The following is an 18,288-nucleotide window of genomic DNA, read 5'->3' as shown; positions in this document are numbered from 1 at the left end:
GAGCGTTTTGCCTGTTGCTGGCAACGTGAAGAGTTGTCCACTCAAACGCATATTAACCTCATCCGACGCCTGCAGGGACATAAAAGCGCGCTTACGCTGGCAGAACGCCATGAAGATGAATCTTGCAAGACTGGCTATTTCTAAAAAAGGTCAGCAGCCCTTCGCAACATTCAGAAAACTAAACAGGAAACGCAGCATAACGGTCGCTATAGTTACCCTATTACTATGCGTGCGCAGGGAAGAAATATGATTGTTAACAGTATGGTTTATCGTCCTGGCGGCGAGTTTGAAGTGATTAATGTCGAAGACATCAGCGACGCGCTAAAATCGCCGGATAACTTTGTCTGGCTCGGTCTCTGGCAGCCCGATCCGCCGTTTATGCAAAACATGCAGGAAGAGTTCGGCCTGCATGAACTGGCTATTGAAGATGCCCTGACGGCGCACCAGCGCCCTAAAATCGATCAGTATGGCGAGTCGATTTTTATTGTGGTGAAAACCGCCTATATGTCCGATGCCGGCCGCATCGACTTTGGCGAAACCCACTTCTTTGTTGGCAAAAATTACCTGGTTTCTGTACGTCATGGCCCTTCGCAAAGCTATGCGCCAGTCCGTATGCGGGCTCAGGAGCGACCGGAAATGCTGACGGAAGGCGGCCCGGGTTACGCGCTTTATTGCCTGCTCGATTTTATTGTCGATCATTATCTGGAAATTACCGCTTCGCTTGGAGAACGTATTACAAAGCTTGAAGAAAAAATGTTCCGCAGCGAATTCGATAAGCAGGCGATGCAGGAGGTTTATACACTCCGTCGGCAGTTGCTGGAAATTCGCAATGCCGCGCTACCCGTTAACGAAATCTGCAATCAGCTAATTCGCCTGCATGAAGATATTTTTCCGAAATCGCTTCGGCCTTATCTGCGAGACGTGCAGGACCATGCTCATCACGCGGTAATGGATGCGGAAAATATGCATGAAATGTTGACCAGCGCCATGCACGTAAACCTGGCGCTGGTGACAGTACAGCAAAACGAAGTGACCAAGCGGCTGGCGGGATGGGGTGCTATCCTGGTTATCCCAACCATAGTCTTTAGTATGTACGGCATGAACTTCGAACACATGCCGGAAATAAAATCGATTTATGGCTATCCGGTTACGATTGGCGGCACTTTCCTGGCCTGTTACCTGCTTTATCGCAAATTGCGGAAAACGGGCTGGCTTTAAGCGGGGCCTGACGCTTAACGCTTCGCCCCTGATTTGTCCGCAAAATCGTGACGGTCGTTGCGCGTCATAGGCTGGGAAATAACCAGGTATTCGGTATCAGGATTGGCCTCGTTACGAATCTGGTGAAGTTGCCCTGGGGCGACTTCGAGTGACTCGCCCGGTTTCAGTACAAAAACCGTGTTGTTAAGCTCGACCGTCATTTCACCGCTGATGACAAAAAAGCACTGCCTTACTGTTTCATGGTAGTGGCACTGCTCTCCCCGGCCCGACGGCATACGCTGCTGAATGACGCTTAAATCCTGGGCTTTTACCAGATGCCAGCCGTCGCAGTCCCCACCCCACAGGTAGTGTTCTGCGTTAGTTTTACTGATGACCATTTATCCTGCTCTGCTGATACAACAAATTACTTACATTTACATACCTGGCGGCTGTCAGGCAAGGGGAAGCGAGTGAATAGTTACTCACCGAACATTATCTTTTTTCTAGTATTTTTAATGAGATAACATCGTTAAGCAGAGCCACAAAAAAATAATTTTTAGCGGGTCGGCAGCCGCTTGTCTCCCTCAAAATTTAGGGGTACATTAGCGGCCGCTGGCGCCCCAGAATAGTCAACGTTTTCGGGGGAATCGACAGGTCAGGACGGGAAAAATCTCAAAGTACTCTGGCTGCGGTTTTATCTCTCTATACTGAGACCTTGCGTAGAGTTTTTAAGCATACAATAGAGTATGCGGAGCGATGTGACGTGAAATACTTCTTTATGGGCGTATCGGTGATTCTGCTGTTGTGGGCCGGCACGTTTGCCCTGATGATTTAGCAAAACACCTGAGTGAAACAGGAGCCATTGGGCTCCTGTTTTGTTTTATTCGGCGCTTTCGCTTGCGGTTTTACTCCCTGAGGGCAGCAGACCATCCGCCCGGAACATCGCCTTAATGCCGCGCACAGCCTGTCGAATGCGATCCCGATTCTCAATCAGCGCGAAGCGGACATGCGTGTCGCCATATTCCCCAAAACCGATGCCTGGGGAAACGCAGACTTTCGCATCCTGCAGCAGCTTTTTGGCGAACTCGAGCGACCCCATAGCGGCGTATTGCTCCGGGATTTTCGCCCAGACATACATAGACGCTTTCGGGCACTCCACCATCCAACCAGCTTCGTGAAGACCTTTTACCAGTACGTCGCGGCGACGTTTGTACTGCTCTGCAATATCGCGCACGCACTGCTGATCCCCTTCCAGCGCGGCAATAGCCGCCACCTGCAGCGGGGTAAACGTGCCGTAATCATGGTAACTTTTAATACGCGCCAGCGCGCTCACCAGTTGCTGATTGCCGACCATAAAGCCAATTCGCCAGCCCGCCATGTTGTAACTTTTGGACAACGTGAAAAACTCTACCGCCACGTCGCGCGCGCCCGGCACCTGCATGATAGAAGGCGCTTTCCAGCCGTCATAGACGATATCGGCGTAAGCGAGGTCATGCACAACCAGCACGTCGTACCGTTTAGCGAGCGCCACCACTTTCTCAAAAAATTCCAGCTCTACGCACTGCGCGGTTGGGTTTGAGGGGAAGCCCAGAATCATCATCTTCGGCTTCGGATAGCTTTCGCGGATAGCCCGCTCCAGCTCGTTGAAAAAATCCACCCCTTCCACCAGCGGGACTGAGCGCACCTGAGCGCCCGCGATGACCGCCCCGTAAATATGGATGGGATAACTCGGGTTAGGCACCAGCACGGTATCGCCGTGGTCGAGCGTGGCCAGCATCAGATGCGCCAGCCCCTCCTTCGAACCAATGGTGACAATCGCCTCGTTTTCAGGGTCGATATCTACCTGGTAACGCTCCTGATACCAGCGCGAAATGGCGCGACGAAGGCGCGGAATACCGCGTGAGGTTGAGTAGCCGTGCGTATCGGGACGTTGCGCAACGGTACAAAGCTTTTCCACGATATGCGGTGGCGTAGCGCCATCGGGGTTCCCCATGCTGAAGTCGATAATATCTTCGCCGCGCCGACGCGCAGCCATCTTCAGTTCAGCAGTGATATTAAAAACGTACGGGGGAAGACGATCGATACGGGAAAAACGACGGATAGCGCTGGAGTCAGCCATAGGTTCCTCAGGTTTACGTTAGCGCCCGGACCGTCCGAGCGACGCCGCCACGATTGTGGCATGTATACAAAATAGCCTGAAAAATTTTCTTCTGTCGAGAGGCAAAACAAACAATTTTTGACGTCGAGAAAAACGGGAACTTTCATTTGAAAGATATCCCTGTTTTATCCGATTGCCAGGCGCTATATTAACTCTGTCGCAACAAACCTATAACCTCTTCCCTCTCACTTATGGAGTTACCGCGATGACCCTGCAAATCAACGATCTGCCCGCCGCTATTCGTGACGTTAAACAGAAGCTTCGCCGCGACTTACCTCATTACAAAGCGGTGTTTAACGAACTGGAAGCGGACATGAAGCGCCAAATCCAGGCTATCCGCGAAGAGATGGAGCGCGGCGAAAGCCCGGTTCCGCAAATCCACGCCGAAGATATTCTGCATAACCGCATCAGCGACCAACAAAAAGCGTTAATCCGCGAGCGCGGCTGCTGCGTGATTAAAGGGGTGTTTGCAGAAAACCAGGCGCGCGCCTGGAATAAGGAAATCGGCGACTACCTGGAACGCAATAACTTCGTCGAAAAACTGAAAAACGCCGCTGAAGATAACTACTTCGGTACGCTTGCCGACAGTAAACCGCAGATCTACGGCATCTACTGGTCGAAGCCACAGGTAGAAGCGCGTCAGCACGAACGCATGAAAGCCGCGCAGGTGTTCCTCAATAACCTCTGGCAGACGGAAAGCCAGGGCAAGCAGCATTTCGATCCGAACCGCGTAGTGACTTATGCAGACCGCACCCGCCGCCGCCCGCCGCGCTCCTCTTCGCTGGGCCTGTCGCCGCATGTGGATGGCGGCTCGGTGGAACGCTGGCTGGATGAAAATTTCCGCCACGTTTATCGTCATGTCTTTAGCGGCGAATGGCGTCGTTATAATCCCTTTGAGGCTGAGGGACGCACCGAAGCGCGGGAAATCCCCTCCCCGGCGGTCTGCTCTATGTTCCGCACTTTCCAGGGCTGGACGGCGCTGAGCGAACAGCGCAAACACGGCGGCACGCTGACGCTGCTGCCCATTGCCAACGCCATGGCTTACATCCTGCTGCGCGCCCTTCAGGATGATGTGCCGGAGGAGTCGTTGTGCGAGGCGAAGCCTGGCCGCGCATTATCTATTAACGAACAGTGGCATCCCCTTTTACTGACTGGGATTTCCTCAATTCCTGATATGGAGCCGGGCGACACGGTTTTCTGGCACTGTGATGTTATACACGCCGTGGAAAACGAACATCAGGGCGAGTTTGACAGCAACGTAATGTATATCGCCGCCGCCCCCTGGTGCGAGAAAAACGCCGCCTACCTCAAGCGCCAGTGGCCGGCGTTTGTTGAAGGCAGATCCCCGCCCGATTTCGCCGCCGACGACTTTGAAGTGGATTTTACCGGCCGCGCTACCGAAGCCTGTCTCACCCCGGCCGGCCGTGAACAGCTGAAAGGCGAATAACGCAGCACACCTGGCGGCTGGTCATCTGCCGCCAGGTTTTCTATTATGACCTTTCTCCCTGATGACAACCCGAGTATTACGTGCACGAAATTTTCAACATGCTGCTGGCGGTGTTTGACCGCGCGGCATTAATGCTTATCTGCCTCTTCTTTTTGATTCGCATCCGCCTTTTCCGCGAGTTGCTGCATAAAAGCGCTCACACCGCCAAAGAGCTGTTGGCGGTTACCGCCATCTTCTCTCTGTTCGCGCTGTTCAGCACCTGGTCCGGCGTACCGGTGGAAGGCTCGCTGGTTAACGTGCGAATAATTGCGGTCATGTCCGGCGGCATCCTTTTTGGCCCCTGGGTGGGTATTATTACCGGCCTTATCGCAGGCGTTCACCGCTATTTGATTGATATCGGCGGCATTACCTCTATTCCTTGTTTTATTACCAGCATCGTGGCGGGCTGCCTTTCAGGCTGGATCCACCAGCGGGTGCCGAAAGCGCAGCACTGGCGCATCGGTATTCTTGCCGGGATGGCGTGTGAAAGCCTGACAATGATTCTGGTGATCGTCTGGGCGCCGACGCTGTCGCTTGGGCTCGATATCGTGTCGAAAATCGGCGTGCCGATGATTCTCGGCACGGTGTCGATTGGCTTTATTGTGCTGCTGGTCAGAAGCGTGGAAGGCGAAAAAGAGGCCAGCGCCGCGCGCCAGGCGAAACTCGCACTGGATATCGCCAACAAAACGCTGCCGCTGTTTCGTCAGGTCAACAGCGAATCGCTGCGCCAGGTGTGCGCGATTATCTGTCGGGATATTAAGGCCGACGCCGTTGCCATCACTAACAATGAAAGGGTGCTGGCTTATGTAGGCGTGGGCGAGCACAACTATCGGGACAATAACGACGAACTTAGTCCTACAACGCTACAGGCGATCCGCTACGGCAAGATCATTATTAAAAACAATGACGAAGCGCACCGCACCCCGGAAATTCACTCTATGCTCGTTATTCCGCTCTGGGAAAAAGGGGTGGTGACCGGGACGCTAAAAATCTATTACTGTCACGCGCACCAGATAACCTCTTCTCTTCAGGAGATGGCTATTGGCCTGTCGCAAATCATTTCTACTCAGCTTGAGGTTTCCCGCACCGAACAGCTGCGCGAGATGGCGAACAAAGCGGAGCTGCGTGCGCTGCAAAGTAAAATTAATCCGCATTTTTTATTCAACGCGCTGAACGCGATTTCCTCCTCCATTCGCCTGAATCCGGACACCGCGCGCCAGCTGATTTTTAATCTTTCTCGATACCTGCGTTACAACATTGAACTCAACGATGATGAGCAGATAGACATTAAAAGAGAGCTTTATCAGATAAAAGATTATATCGCTATTGAGCAGGCGCGCTTCGGCGACAAGCTGACCGTCATCTACGACATCGATGAAGAGGTTAACTGCGTAGTGCCCAGTCTGCTTATCCAGCCGCTGGTGGAAAACGCTATCGTGCATGGCATCCAGCCCCGCAAGGGTAAAGGCGTGGTGACGATTAGCGTCACGGAGAGCGGCAACCGCGTGCGCATCGCTGTACGTGATACCGGCCACGGCATTGACCAGCAGGTTATCGACCGGGTGGAGGCGAACGAAATGCCGGGCAATAAGATAGGTCTTCTGAACGTGCACCACCGCGTCAGACTGCTTTATGGCGAAGGGCTGCTTATCCGCCGCCTCGACCCGGGCACTGAAATTGCTTTTTATGTTCCTAATCAGCCGCAGGCGCTGGCCGCGTCTGCCGCCCTTCAGCCGTAACGGTGAGCCGTATGAAAGTCATCATTGTTGAAGATGAAGTGCTGGCGCAGCAGGAGCTGAGCTGGCTTATCAAAGAACACAGCGAGATGGAAATTGTCGGCATCTTCGACGACGGACTGGACGTGCTGAAATTTTTACAGCACAACCGCGTGGACGCCATTTTTCTCGACATCAATATTCCTTCGCTGGATGGCGTGCTGCTGGCGCAGAACATCAGTAAATTCGCCCATAAGCCGTTTATCGTTTTTATCACCGCCTGGAAAGAGCATGCGGTGGAAGCATTTGAACTGGAGGCGTTTGACTACATTCTTAAGCCTTATCAGGAATCGCGCATCATCAGCATGCTGCAGAAGCTGGAGGCGGCATTTTCACAGCAGACGAGCCCGCATGCCGCAGCCCCGGCAAACCGCGAAAACGCGACGATAAACCTCGTTAAAGATGAGCGAATTATCGTTACCGATATTAACGATATTTATTATGCCGAAGCGCATGAAAAAATGACCTTCGTCTATACCCGCCGCGAAGCTTATGTGATGCCCATAAACATCACCGAGTTTTGCAGCCGTCTGCCGGAGGCGCATTTCTTCCGCTGCCATCGCTCCTACTGCGTTAACCTGAATAAAATCCGCGAAATAGAGCCGTGGTTTAACAACACGTATATTCTGCGCCTGCGGGATCTCGACTTTCAGGTGCCGGTGAGCCGAAGCAAAGTAAAAGAATTTCGCCTGCTGATGCGGTTATAAAAAAGGCGCCTTGCGGCGCCTGAGATTAGAGGATTTGCCCCAGCGTCTGGCGCAGGTGTGCGCCTGCGCCGAGCAGCCCTGGCTGGTCGTGCACGATGAGGTAAACCGGAATATCCTGCACGTAGGCTTTAAAGCGGCCTTTGTCTTCAAACCCGCCGCGAAAACCTGACGCGGTGAAGAAATCCAGGAAGCGCGGCACAATGCCGCCTGCGATATAAACGCCGCCAAAGGTTCCCAGCGTCAGCGCCAGGTTGCCGCCAAAACGGCCCATAATGACGCAGAACAGCGAAAGCGCGCGGCGGCAGTCGGTGCAGCTGTCGTCCAGCGCTCGTTCAGTAATGTCTTTCGGTTGCAGATTTTCCGGCAGGCGGCCATCGGCTTTTACAATCCCGCGATAAAGGTTCACAAGACCCGGGCCGGAGAGCACTCGTTCGGCGGAAACGTGGCCCACTTCGGCGCGCAGTTGTTCAAGAATAATCGCTTCTTCTTCGCTGTTAGGCGCGAAGTCCACATGCCCGCCCTCGCCCGGCAGGCTCACCCAGCGGCGATCAACATGTACCAGATGCGCTACGCCAAGCCCGGTTCCTGCGCCATACACGGCGATAGGTTTGCCCGGTTGAGCGGCGCCGCCGCCAAACTGGATCAGCTCTTCTTGTTTGAGCATCGGAATGGCCATCGACACGGCGGTAAAATCGTTGATTATCTCCAGATGCGCAAAGCCGAGGTTCTTTTTCATCTCTGCGATGGAGAAAGCCCAGATATGGTTGGTCATCGCCACCCAGTCGCCGGTAATGGGGCAGGCGATAGCGATACAACCGTCGGTAACAGTGACGTTATGTTCATCCAGATAGACACGCACCACCGCCTCAAGGCTCGGATAATCCAGCCCGGAATAGGTCTTCGCCCGCAGAATTTCGCCGCTGTCCACATCGCATAGCGCTAAGCGTGCGTTGGTGCCGCCGACGTCCCCCACCAAAGCATATTTTGTCATTATTTCACTGCTCCGCTAAATTCAGAATTGGTCCCTGGCACACTGTAATTTCCCGGCGCCAGAACAACAATGGTCATAGCATAAGTGCCCCAGGTTTATTGACTGCTGTCACAGATTACCTTTACCGTTTCAGCACCTTTTGTCATGCGATTATGGCACAGGGGCGCGCGCGGTCTGAATAAGACAACGGTACAATATGTTAAGGAAGGTATCATGCTCCATCCGCGAGCCCGAACCATGCTGTTGCTCTCCTTCCCCGCCCTGATGATTGGCGTGGGTTCAAGCCTCGTCCTGTTATGCGTTATGAAGATGGCGGCGGCGTTGCAAACGCTGTTATGGCAGTCGCTTCCCTCCCGGCTCGGCGTGTCTCTCGATTCCCCTTTCTGGATTTTATTAATGCTGACGCTGACCGGCGTGGCGGTAGGGCTGGTGATTCGCTATCTGCCCGGCCACGGCGGGCCAGACCCGGCGCTGGAACCGCTTATCGGCGCGCCGGTATCGCCGCTCGCGCTGCCGGGTCTTATTATCGCGCTGGTGCTGGGACTGGCGGGCGGCGTGAGTCTTGGGCCAGAGCATCCGATTATGGCGCTGAATATTGCGCTTGCCGTAGCGCTTGGCGCGCGGGTATTGCCTCGCGTCCATCTGCTGGACTGGACGATACTTGCCGCGGCGGGCACTATCGGCGCGATGTTTGGCACGCCGGTCGCCGCCGCGCTTATCTTTTCGCAAACCCTTAACAGCAGCAACGATGCGCCGCTGTGGGATAAACTTTTCGCGCCGCTAATGGCCGCCGCCGCTGGCGGAATAACCACCAGCCTCTTTTTCCATCCCCATTTTTCGCTGTCTGTCGCACCTTATGGCCAGATGCGTCTGGTGGACATTCTCAGCGGGGCGGTGGTGGCGGCTATCGCCATCGCGCTTGGAATGGTCGCCGTCTGGTGCCTGCCGCGCCTGCACAAACTCATGCACAGGCTAAAACACCCGGTGCTGATCCTGGGCGTGGGGGGGTTCTGTCTGGGCCTGCTCGGCATTATCGGCGGGCACGTTACGCTATTCAAAGGGCTGGATGAGATGCAGCAACTCGCCTTCAGCCAGACCTACAGCGTGGCGGATTATCTGCTGTTTACGATTGTAAAACTGGCTGCGCTGGTCATTGCCGCCGCCTGCGGCTTTCGCGGCGGTCGAATCTTCCCGGCGGTGTTCGTCGCCGTGTCGCTTGGGTTCATGCTGCATGAACATGTAGAAGCGGTGCCCGCCGCCATTACGCTTTCCTGCGCGGTCCTGGGAATGGTGCTGGTCGTCACACGCGACGGCTGGCTTAGCCTCTTTATGGCGGCGGCGATAGTGCCGGATCTCAATCTTTTGCCGCTGCTGTGCATCGTTATGCTGCCCGCCTGGCTGCTGCTGGCGGGCAAACCGTTGATGATGGCTTCGCGCGACGATAGCTAACCTTCGCCGCCAGCGTTGCGCGCCTCAAGCGCCGCGCTGACGGCGCCGAGCAGCGCAGGCAGGCTCTCTTTCGGCAGCACCACTTCCACCAGGCTCAACTGCGCGGGTTGGCTTAAGCGTTCAAGCACCTCCCGCAACTGCACCGGCTCGCAGACGCGCCAGCTTTGTGCCTGATGACTGACGTCCAGGGCATGCGGCAGCGCCGTCCAGTCCCAGCGGGTAATATCGTTGTAGCGCTGCTCCGCGCCGTGAATGGCGCGCTCAACCGTATAGCCGTCATTGTTAAGGATAATCACGACAGGCTTTTGCCATTCCCTCAGCATTGAACCCAGTTCCTGAATGGAAAGCTGTGCCGCGCCATCGCCGGTAATCAGTACTACGCGCCGGTTCGGCGAGGCGGTTTGCGCGCCAAAGGCGGCGGGCAGCGCGTAACCGATAGAGCCCCAAAGCGGCTGCACAAGAAACGTCACGCCTGCGGGCAACTGCAGCGCCGCCGCGCCGAAAGCGGCGGTTCCCTGGTCCACGACCACGATGTCGCCGGGGCGGAGGAACCTTTGTATTTCGCACCAGAAAGCAGCCTGGTCCAGCCCTTTCCCCTCCCCCCGCTCGGGACGGGGCGGTTTGATATCGGGCTGCGGCCAGCGCTGCACATAACGCTTAGAGGCCTGATGCAGGATCTCCACCGCCTGCGCCATCGGTAAAGGGCTGAACCATTGGTCGCCGATGCGCGCAGCCTGCGGCTGGATGTCGATAGTCTGGCTGTAAGAGAGCTTTTGGGTAAAGCCGGCGGTAATCGTGTCGGAAAACTGTACGCCCACGCAGATGACCAAATCCGCCTCTTCGATGGCTTCGCGTACGCGGTCAACGCTTGCCGCGCCGCTGTAGGTGCCTGCGAACCCAGGCTGGCTTTCATCCAGCAATCCTTTGCCCATCAACAGCGAAGCGTGCGGCATCGGCGTATCATCCAGCCATTGCTGTAACGCTTTTTGTTGCCCAAAGCGCTGCGCCAGAAAATCAGCGAGTAGCGCAGGCCGCCGACTTTGCGCCAGCCGCTGGTTAACCGCTTCGCTAAAAGCCGCCAGCCCGTTTTCATCGGAAGGAATAGCGGCCTCAGTGAGAACGTTTACAGGAGCAGTGGCAGGCATTTTTGCCACGTCGGCAGGTAACAACACATAACCAGGCCGCCGGGTCGTCAGCATTTCGCGGATAACCCGATCGATTTCAGCACCGGCATTTTCCGGCTTCAGCAACGCTTGCGCTGCCGATACTTCGCGTGCAATACGCAGAAAGTGAGAATAGTCGCCATCACCCAGCGTATGGTGCAGACATTCTCCTTTACGCTGAGCGCCAAGACAGGGCGCGCCAACCACATGTAAAACCGGGACATATTCGGCATAGCTTCCGGCAATGCCGTTAAGCGCGCTGAGTTCGCCGACACCAAAAGTTGTCAGCAACGCCCCTGCGCCCTGACAGCGGGCATAACCATCTGCTGCATACGCGGCGTTGAGTTCGTTAGCGCATCCGACCCACCTGACCTGCGGGTGGCTAATTACATTATCCAGAAACTGTAAGTTGTAGTCTCCCGGCACGCCGAACAAATGAGAAATGCCGAGGCTTGCCAGCCTGTCGAGAAGATAATCCGCAACGCTGTAATGAGCAGACATAACAGCCATCCTTTTAATAAGGGCCTGATTTGAGTATCGAAGAAGTGTGATCGCTGTCCAGAATGCGGCAGCAATTCAGACTGGAAAGCAGGATTTACGGCGTGCTGCGGTGTAGGCTGATGATCGACCATTTTTGTGTAAACGCATACACTTACTGCAGACCTTCACACTGAGGCTTTCTTCATGGTTTATCAGGCAGATCCGGCTCGTTACCAGACGATGGAATATCGCCGCTGCGGCCGCAGCGGGCTGAAGCTTCCGGCTATTTCTCTTGGCCTTTGGCATAACTTTGGCGATGCCACGCTGCTGGAAACCAGCCGCCAGCTGTTGCGCCGCGCTTTCGATTTGGGCATTACGCATTTTGACCTTGCCAATAACTACGGGCCGCCGCCAGGTTCAGCGGAGAGCAACTTTGGCCGCATTTTACGGGAAGATTTTTTGCCTTATCGGGATGAGTTAATCATCTCTTCGAAGGCGGGATACACCATGTGGGACGGCCCCTACGGCGACTGGGGATCGCGTAAATATCTGCTTTCCAGTCTCGACCAGAGCCTGCAACGTATGGGGCTTGAGTACGTAGATATTTTTTATCATCACCGGCCAGACCCGGAGACGCCGCTGGAAGAGACGATGCGCGCCCTGGATCATGCGGTGCGCCAGGGTAAAGCGCTTTATGTCGGCCTGTCCAATTACCCGGCGCCGCTTGCCCGCAAGGCAATTGATATTTTGAACGAGCTCGGTACCCCCTGCCTTATTCACCAACCCAAATATTCTCTGTTTGAGCGCTGGGTGGAAGAGGAATTACTGGATGTGCTGGCAGAAAAAGGGGTAGGCAGCATTGCTTTTTCACCACTCGCGGGCGGGCAGCTTACCGACCGTTATCTGCACGGCATTCCGCCAGACTCCCGCGCGGCAAGCGGCAGCCGCTTCCTCAATCCGGATCAGATTACCGAAGAGAAGCTTGAGAAGGTGCGTCAGCTCAACGCGATGGCGGAGCGCCGCGGCCAGAAGCTTTCGCAAATGTCGCTCGCATGGGTGCTGCGTGATGAAAAAGTAACCTCGGTGTTGATTGGCGCAAGCAAGACCAGCCAGCTTGAGGATGCTGTTGGCATGCTGGCAAATCGGCAGTTTACGCAGGAAGAACGGCAGGAAATCGAAACCATACTCAACGGCGAACTCGCCTGAAACATTTTGCAAAAAGTGCTATGCCGCAGGATTTAGGAGTTAAAGCGATAAAGGAGTTCTTTACCTGACCGTAATATTCTCGTAACAGGCCCTTATGGCCCCGATCGTGAAGGAGAAGAGTATGTTCAGGTCCCTGATTCTTGCGGCAGTATTACTCGCTGGTACGCCGCTTATCGCCAGTGCTGGCGAAATCACCCTGTTGCCATCGATAAAATTACAAATTGGCGATCGTGACAATTACGGTAACTACTGGGACGGCGGCCGCTGGCGCGACCGTGATTACTGGCATCGTCACTATGAACGACGCGATGGCCGCTGGTGGCGCCATGATAATGGCTGGCACCACGGCTGGGATAAAAAACGCGGCTGGGATAATCGCCGGGCCTATGAGCGCGGCTACCGCGCCGGCTGGGAAGACCGCAGCGACCGCCATGGCTGGGGGCGAAAAGGCCACCATCACCATCACTAACCGAACAAAAAAAGCAGGCGTAACGCCTGCTTTTTTCTTACCTGACGATGCCCTTACAGCCCCAGCGCCGTCCCCACCAGAAGCCAGAGATTCAGCGCCACCACCACGGTAACAATTGCCCAACCGGTGCGTTTGACCAGCGTGGTATTGACAAGCTCACCCATTAACTTCGGGTTGCTGGTGAAGATAAGCAGCGGGATGAGGGCCAGCGCGATGCCAAAACTCAGCAATACCTGGCTCATGACCAGAATACGAGTTGGGTCGAGCCCCATCAGGATAACGATAAAGGAAGGCGCCATGGTAATAGAGCGGCGTACCCACAGCGGAATGTGAAAACGCACAAAACCCTGCATCACCACCTGCCCGGCCAGCGTGCCGACTACCGTCGAGGAAAGCCCTGCGGCGACCAGACTCAGGCCGAAAATGGTGGCTGCCGCGTGGCTCAACAACGGTTCAAGCGTCAGGTAAGCCTGATCGAGATCCGCCACGCCGCTGTGGCCGTTGAAGTGGAAAGCCGCCGCCGCGGTCGCCATCATCGCAAGATTAACAAAGCCTGCGATTGTCATCGCTATGGCGACGTCCCACTTGGTGGCGGAGTAACGTTCTTTGCGTGAACCGTCATGAAGGTTCTGCGTTAATGAAGAATGCAGATAAATAACGTGCGGCATGATAGTCGCCCCTAGCACCCCAGCGGCAAGAAAGACGGCTTCAGAAGTGGGCAGGCTCGGTATAATCATCCCTTTCGCCAGCTCGGCGACTTTGGGTTGAGAAAAAATGAGCTCAACGATATAGGCCGCTGCGACAAAGAGCAGCAGGCCGCCTATCACTTTTTCCAGCGGCTTTTGTCCACGCCGCTGCAACATTAGAATCAGAAAGGTCGCGATACCCGTTAATATCGCGCCCTGCAATAGCGAAACGCCAAGGATAAGCTTAAAGCCAATAGCGGCGCCGATGAACTCAGCGAGATCGGTCGCCATAGCGATGATCTCAGCTTGCACCCAGTAAAACCAGACTACCGGGCGCGGATAATGGTCGCGGATTTGTTCTGCGAGGTTTTTACCGGTGGCGATACCGAGTTTGGCGGAAAGCACCTGAATAACCATGGCCATCAGGTTCGCCCAGACTACGACCCACAGCAGCTTATAGCCAAAGCTGGCCCCCGCCTGGATATTGGTAGCGAAGTTGCCTGGATCGATATAGCCGATGGCCGCAATGAATGCCGGCCCCATTAGCGCCAGCCTTAACTTACGCGCTGTACGCCCACTGCCACTCTCAACGCGACTGTTGTTCATGCTTTGCCTCTAAATATAGCCTTTGCTATGTTTCATGCTAACAAAATGAGAATGATTATCAAGTTCATTAAAGAAAGGTAATCGTGATTTCTCTGATAGCTGAAAACAATGCAAGGTGGGGTTTATGGCGTCCGGTCACAGCCGACGGCTCTGGCGACCCGGTTGTTATGCAAGTGTAGCAGTATGACGTAACTTTTCACTTCCTTACTTAACATATCAGAATTGTATGATGGATCACTTTTTTTGCGTTCCGTCACAGGACCTTACTATAGTGTGCGTTTACTCTCGTTTTCTAAATGTTTGTTGCATAGAATGTGCACGGAAATTAAACCTGCCTCATATTCGGAGCAAACATGTCCCGCGTTCTGCACTTTATTCTGGCGCTTGCTGTTGTTGCGCTGCTTGCCTTGCTGGTTAGCCATGACCGCAAGAAAATTCGTCTGCCTTATATTGGTCTGTTATTAGTCATTGAAGTTCTTCTGGCCTGGTTCTTCCTGAACTCGAATATCGGCCTGGGCTTCGTAAAAGGCTTTGCCGACATGTTTGAAAAACTGCTTGGCTTCGCTAACGAAGGGACTAACTTCGTTTTCGGCAAAATGAACGATGAAGGCCTGGCGTTCTTCTTCCTGAAAGTGCTCTGCCCTATCGTCTTCATTTCTGCGTTGATCGGTATTCTGCAACATATTCGCGTGCTGCCGATTATTATTCGCGCTGTCGGTACTGTGCTTTCTAAAGTTAACGGTATGGGCAAGCTCGAATCCTTCAACGCGGTAAGCTCGCTGATTCTGGGACAATCAGAAAACTTTATCGCCTATAAGGATATCCTGGGCAAAATGTCGCGCAACCGCATGTACACGATGGCCGCAACGGCGATGTCCACGGTCTCCATGTCGATTGTCGGCGCCTACATGACCATGCTGAAACCACAATATGTGGTGGCAGCGCTGATTCTGAACATGTTCAGCACCTTTATCGTCCTCTCAATCATTAACCCGTACCGTGTTGAAAATGAAGAAGATCTGCAGATGTCCGATCTGCACGCAGGTCAGAGCTTCTTCGAAATGCTGGGCGAGTACATTCTGGCAGGTTTTAAAGTAGCGATTATCGTCGCCGCAATGCTGATTGGCTTTATCGCGCTGATTTCTGGTCTTAACGCCCTGTTCGCGGCGGTGCTTGGCATCTCTTTCCAGGGCATTCTGGGCTACATCTTCTACCCGATAGCCTGGGTGATGGGTGTTCCGGCAAGCGAAGCGCTGCAGGTGGGCAGTATCATGGCGACTAAACTGGTTTCTAACGAATTCGTCGCCATGATGGATTTGCAGAAACTGGCTGGCCAAATTTCACCCCGCGCCGAAGGCATCCTCTCCGTGTTCCTGGTCTCATTTGCTAACTTCTCTTCCATCGGCATCATCGCCGGTGCGATTAAAGGCCTGAACGAAGAACAGGGTAACGTGGTTTCCCGCTTTGGCCTGAAGCTGGTATATGGCTCAACGCTTGTCAGCGTGCTTTCCGCTTCTATCGCCGCGCTGGTGCTGTAATAGATAAAAAATAAAAAACCGGAGCTCAGGCTCCGGTTTTTTTATATCAGAACTGCAGTGGTTCGGGTTTGCCGAGCAGATAACCTTGCAGATAATTCACCCCAAGACGAAGCAGCATTTCACGCTGCGCCTGTGTTTCAACATATTCCGCCACCACCGTCAGAGATTTGACCTTCGCCAGTTCGCAGATCGATTTCACAATCATTTCATCAACCGGATCGTTGATAATGTCTTTAATGAAACAGCCGTCAATCTTGAAGATATCCGCCTCAATATGCTTCAGACGCTCATAGTTAGCGTAACCTGTACCAAAGTCATCAATGGCGATACGCAACCCGCTCTGGCGCAACAGAGCGACGTTTTTCAGGCTGGTTTCCGAATCTGAAAAGGCCTGCGCTTCGGTCACTTCGAGAATCACTGCGCTGAACGAAACCTGATATTGGTTGAAGAGCGAAACGATTTGTCTCGCAATCCCCTTTTGCATCAACGTCATCGGCATTAAATTGAGGGAAAAGCGCGCCTCGTTGTCAGCTTGCGGACGCTCACTCAGGTAATGAAGCAGCTTTTGCAGCACCAGCATGTCAAAGCAGGCGCTAAGGTTAAACTGAGCGATAATGGGCATAAATTTATCTGGCGCAATAACCTGCCCGTCGCAGTAAAGACGGGAAAGGATTTCATGATATCCCCGGCCGTTCCCGTCAACGATCGGCTGGGCGTAGAGCATTATCTGGTCTTCATCCAGAGCGCGCTTCACGCTTTGCAGCATAAGCACTTGTCCAGTGATTTGGCCTGAAACGTTAGCTTCACGCTCGTTCAGCGCCAGCACCGGCTCGCTCATTTGCGTTTGCTCAGCCAGATAGCTGAGTTGGCCGATAAGCCGGTAAAGCAAATCTTTATTGTTTTCTACGCTCGCCCAGGCAGCGCCGTAATCCAGTTCAAGCACCGTGTTATGCCAGTGGATACGCTTACTGTTAAGCATGTCGACCATATGCCGCAGCCGGGATGCAGGCTCCGGCCCGGCGAGAAAGATCAACAAATCGCAGCCCGGCAAATGGAACACGCTATCGTTAACACCAAGCCAGGGTTGCAGAGCCTGAACGACGGTCTTTTTACAGTGAATGCGCATCTGCAAGCCATAATGGCGGCTGAGAATCTCCAGATTCCCCAGGCGCAGACAGCAGAGCGTGCCGGCACGTTCCCGTTCCAGGTGGAGTTCCAGCGCGCGTAAGTTAGGCAACTGGGTCAGTGGATCGGTCTGAGCAAGCGTATGATAACGACGCTGCATCCAGGCATTACGCTGAAATATCACCGTCATAAAAAGCATAGAGACAGTGAAAGCGATAAAAATGGAAAGCACGAAGCAAAGCATGAATTGCGCATTTTCATCTGGAATAAAACCGCTGTACCAGGAAAGAAGCGATAACGCCACAAGCGCCCAGCACAGTGTTACCAGCCGGGGTCCCAGATGGAATACGCCCATAGTAAATAAGATAAAAACAACCGGAACCATATAGCCGGAGATAATCACTGCCTTATAAGGCAAGCAAAAAAGCGAAGTTAATACAACAACGGTAAATAACCAGCCAAGGGTAAAGATAATTTTGTCCGGCGCTATCGCAGGGAGCACGCAGCGTCGCCAAAAATTTCTGGTAACGACCTTGCTCAATATTATTCGCAAAGGATAGTAAAAAAGTACGGTAAAAGCCGAGGCAGTAAGAAACAGGTTTTGGAAATCCACCACACTGTAAAACAGCGAGCTTTCACCAAAATAAGAAGCGATGGTAGTGGGATAACCAAGAGAAACCCCTGCCAGCAGCATCAATAATTTCAGTACGCAAGGCGTTATCAAACCAAAACCAAACAGCCGAATCCCCACCCCTTTACCCGGCAGAGCATAGCGCCAGCGCGGGCCAAGTAAGCGTCGACAAACGAGTCCCCCGGCAATAAGCGAAATAATAAAACAGGATACCAGCGTTAGATTTTGCAGTGTTTCCAGCGACAACTGTTGCCAATACCAGAAATAAAAGCTGATAAAAAGGGGAAGTAAGGCGAACCGTCCAAAAATAAACATCATGGCTATAGCTACGCTTAAGGGCAAATAAGCGAGATAAAGCATAGCGCCATCGATCTCAGCCTGAGGAGATAACAGGCGGGATAAGGGCATTAACAGAAAACATAACCCAAGAGCGATGCCTGATTTCCGCAGCTGATTGTAATATTTCATAGCAATGAATGTTATTTTTCTGTCGTTTAAAAGAAAGGGAATTCATTGCCAATGGTAAATACCTTTCACCGGTGTGACAAGGCGGCAAAAGATGAATTACCTTTTTAGTAAAATTACATTCACCAATTGAATTAAATAAAAATAAACCACAAA

Annotated in this window: 15 protein-coding genes; 9 read left to right on the top strand and 6 right to left on the bottom strand. The window is 53.6% G+C overall.

The window, feature by feature from the left end; all coding sequences use genetic code 11:
- Positions 1–246 precede the first annotated feature (246 nt).
- Positions 247–1,218 carry a magnesium and cobalt transport protein CorA gene (locus IEX01_RS16660; RefSeq protein ID WP_024558540.1) on the top strand — a complete coding sequence of 324 codons (972 nt, stop codon included), beginning with the start codon at positions 247–249 and terminating at the stop codon, positions 1,216–1,218.
- Between the two features lie 14 nt (positions 1,219–1,232).
- On the opposite strand, the gene IEX01_RS16655 is transcribed toward IEX01_RS16660, so the two are convergent.
- Positions 1,233–1,595, bottom strand: coding sequence for a cupin domain-containing protein (locus tag IEX01_RS16655; protein ID WP_024561026.1), 363 nt, complete (start codon positions 1,593–1,595; stop codon positions 1,233–1,235).
- A gap of 380 nt (positions 1,596–1,975) precedes the next feature.
- Between IEX01_RS16655 and ypdK the strand changes: the two genes are divergently transcribed.
- Positions 1,976–2,032 carry a membrane protein YpdK gene (ypdK, locus tag IEX01_RS21860; RefSeq protein WP_097566156.1) on the top strand — a complete coding sequence of 19 codons (57 nt, stop codon included), beginning with the start codon at positions 1,976–1,978 and terminating at the stop codon, positions 2,030–2,032.
- A gap of 45 nt (positions 2,033–2,077) precedes the next feature.
- Here the strand turns inward: ypdK and alaC are convergent, their stop codons facing one another.
- Complete coding sequence (gene alaC, locus IEX01_RS16645) at positions 2,078–3,316, bottom strand: alanine transaminase (protein ID WP_024558542.1); 1,239 nt, start codon at positions 3,314–3,316, stop codon at positions 2,078–2,080.
- A gap of 244 nt (positions 3,317–3,560) precedes the next feature.
- On the opposite strand from alaC, the gene IEX01_RS16640 reads away from it, so the two are divergent.
- The 3 genes from IEX01_RS16640 (at position 3,561) to IEX01_RS16630 (ending at position 7,323) form a co-directional block, all read left to right on the top strand.
- Positions 3,561–4,802, top strand: a complete 1,242-nt coding sequence (locus IEX01_RS16640) for a DUF1479 domain-containing protein (RefSeq protein ID WP_024561027.1) — start codon at positions 3,561–3,563, stop codon at positions 4,800–4,802.
- Between the two features lie 80 nt (positions 4,803–4,882).
- Positions 4,883–6,580: a sensor histidine kinase gene (locus IEX01_RS16635; protein WP_188724200.1), complete on the top strand. Its 1,698-nt coding sequence runs from the start codon at positions 4,883–4,885 to the stop codon at positions 6,578–6,580.
- A gap of 11 nt (positions 6,581–6,591) precedes the next feature.
- On the top strand, positions 6,592–7,323 hold the full coding sequence (locus tag IEX01_RS16630; RefSeq protein ID WP_024558545.1) for a LytR/AlgR family response regulator transcription factor: 732 nt from the start codon (positions 6,592–6,594) through the stop codon (positions 7,321–7,323).
- A gap of 25 nt (positions 7,324–7,348) precedes the next feature.
- Here IEX01_RS16630 and glk read toward each other — a convergent pair whose 3' ends face one another.
- Positions 7,349–8,314 carry a glucokinase gene (gene glk, locus IEX01_RS16625; protein ID WP_188724199.1) on the bottom strand — a complete coding sequence of 322 codons (966 nt, stop codon included), beginning with the start codon at positions 8,312–8,314 and terminating at the stop codon, positions 7,349–7,351.
- A gap of 213 nt (positions 8,315–8,527) precedes the next feature.
- Between glk and IEX01_RS16620 the strand changes: the two genes are divergently transcribed.
- Complete coding sequence (locus IEX01_RS16620) at positions 8,528–9,763, top strand: ion channel protein (protein WP_188724198.1); 1,236 nt, start codon at positions 8,528–8,530, stop codon at positions 9,761–9,763.
- Here IEX01_RS16620 and IEX01_RS16615 read toward each other — a convergent pair.
- Positions 9,760–11,427 carry an alpha-keto acid decarboxylase family protein gene (locus IEX01_RS16615; RefSeq protein ID WP_188724197.1) on the bottom strand — a complete coding sequence of 556 codons (1,668 nt, stop codon included), beginning with the start codon at positions 11,425–11,427 and terminating at the stop codon, positions 9,760–9,762. The genes IEX01_RS16620 and IEX01_RS16615 overlap by 4 nt on opposite strands.
- Positions 11,428–11,610: 183 nt before the next feature.
- Between IEX01_RS16615 and mgrA the strand changes: the two genes are divergently transcribed.
- Complete coding sequence (gene mgrA, locus IEX01_RS16610; RefSeq protein WP_188724196.1) at positions 11,611–12,612, top strand: L-glyceraldehyde 3-phosphate reductase; 1,002 nt, start codon at positions 11,611–11,613, stop codon at positions 12,610–12,612.
- Positions 12,613–12,733: 121 nt separating this feature from the next.
- Positions 12,734–13,081 carry a DUF2502 domain-containing protein gene (locus tag IEX01_RS16605; RefSeq protein ID WP_024559101.1) on the top strand — a complete coding sequence of 116 codons (348 nt, stop codon included), beginning with the start codon at positions 12,734–12,736 and terminating at the stop codon, positions 13,079–13,081.
- Between the two features lie 53 nt (positions 13,082–13,134).
- Here IEX01_RS16605 and IEX01_RS16600 read toward each other — a convergent pair whose 3' ends face one another.
- Complete coding sequence (locus IEX01_RS16600; protein ID WP_048888536.1) at positions 13,135–14,373, bottom strand: Nramp family divalent metal transporter; 1,239 nt, start codon at positions 14,371–14,373, stop codon at positions 13,135–13,137.
- A gap of 353 nt (positions 14,374–14,726) precedes the next feature.
- On the opposite strand from IEX01_RS16600, the gene IEX01_RS16595 reads away from it, so the two are divergent.
- The gene (locus IEX01_RS16595; RefSeq protein ID WP_024559103.1) at positions 14,727–15,911 is read left to right on the top strand and encodes a NupC/NupG family nucleoside CNT transporter; all 1,185 of its coding nucleotides are present in this window, start codon (positions 14,727–14,729) and stop codon (positions 15,909–15,911) included.
- Between the two features lie 46 nt (positions 15,912–15,957).
- Here IEX01_RS16595 and IEX01_RS16590 read toward each other — a convergent pair whose 3' ends face one another.
- Positions 15,958–18,135 carry a sensor domain-containing phosphodiesterase gene (locus IEX01_RS16590; RefSeq protein WP_188724195.1) on the bottom strand — a complete coding sequence of 726 codons (2,178 nt, stop codon included), beginning with the start codon at positions 18,133–18,135 and terminating at the stop codon, positions 15,958–15,960.
- Positions 18,136–18,288: the final 153 nt, after the last annotated feature.

The sequence above is a fragment of the Franconibacter daqui genome (genome assembly GCF_014644275.1).
GTDB lineage: Bacteria > Pseudomonadota > Gammaproteobacteria > Enterobacterales > Enterobacteriaceae > Franconibacter > Franconibacter pulveris.
Note: the sequence above shows the minus strand (reverse complement) of the source record. Positions and strands in the feature narration are given on the sequence as shown.

Coding starts and splice junctions, on each gene's coding strand:
- IEX01_RS16660 (WP_024558540.1), top strand. CDS start 247: ATGATTGTTAACAGTATGGTTTATCGTCCTGGCGGCGAGTTTGAAGTG.
- IEX01_RS16655 (WP_024561026.1), bottom strand. CDS start 1,595: ATGGTCATCAGTAAAACTAACGCAGAACACTACCTGTGGGGTGGGGAC.
- alaC (WP_024558542.1), bottom strand. CDS start 3,316: ATGGCTGACTCCAGCGCTATCCGTCGTTTTTCCCGTATCGATCGTCTT.
- IEX01_RS16640 (WP_024561027.1), top strand. CDS start 3,561: ATGACCCTGCAAATCAACGATCTGCCCGCCGCTATTCGTGACGTTAAA.
- IEX01_RS16630 (WP_024558545.1), top strand. CDS start 6,592: ATGAAAGTCATCATTGTTGAAGATGAAGTGCTGGCGCAGCAGGAGCTG.
- glk (WP_188724199.1), bottom strand. CDS start 8,314: ATGACAAAATATGCTTTGGTGGGGGACGTCGGCGGCACCAACGCACGC.
- IEX01_RS16620 (WP_188724198.1), top strand. CDS start 8,528: ATGCTCCATCCGCGAGCCCGAACCATGCTGTTGCTCTCCTTCCCCGCC.
- IEX01_RS16615 (WP_188724197.1), bottom strand. CDS start 11,427: ATGTCTGCTCATTACAGCGTTGCGGATTATCTTCTCGACAGGCTGGCA.
- mgrA (WP_188724196.1), top strand. CDS start 11,611: ATGGTTTATCAGGCAGATCCGGCTCGTTACCAGACGATGGAATATCGC.
- IEX01_RS16605 (WP_024559101.1), top strand. CDS start 12,734: ATGTTCAGGTCCCTGATTCTTGCGGCAGTATTACTCGCTGGTACGCCG.
- IEX01_RS16600 (WP_048888536.1), bottom strand. CDS start 14,373: ATGAACAACAGTCGCGTTGAGAGTGGCAGTGGGCGTACAGCGCGTAAG.
- IEX01_RS16595 (WP_024559103.1), top strand. CDS start 14,727: ATGTCCCGCGTTCTGCACTTTATTCTGGCGCTTGCTGTTGTTGCGCTG.
- IEX01_RS16590 (WP_188724195.1), bottom strand. CDS start 18,135: ATGAAATATTACAATCAGCTGCGGAAATCAGGCATCGCTCTTGGGTTA.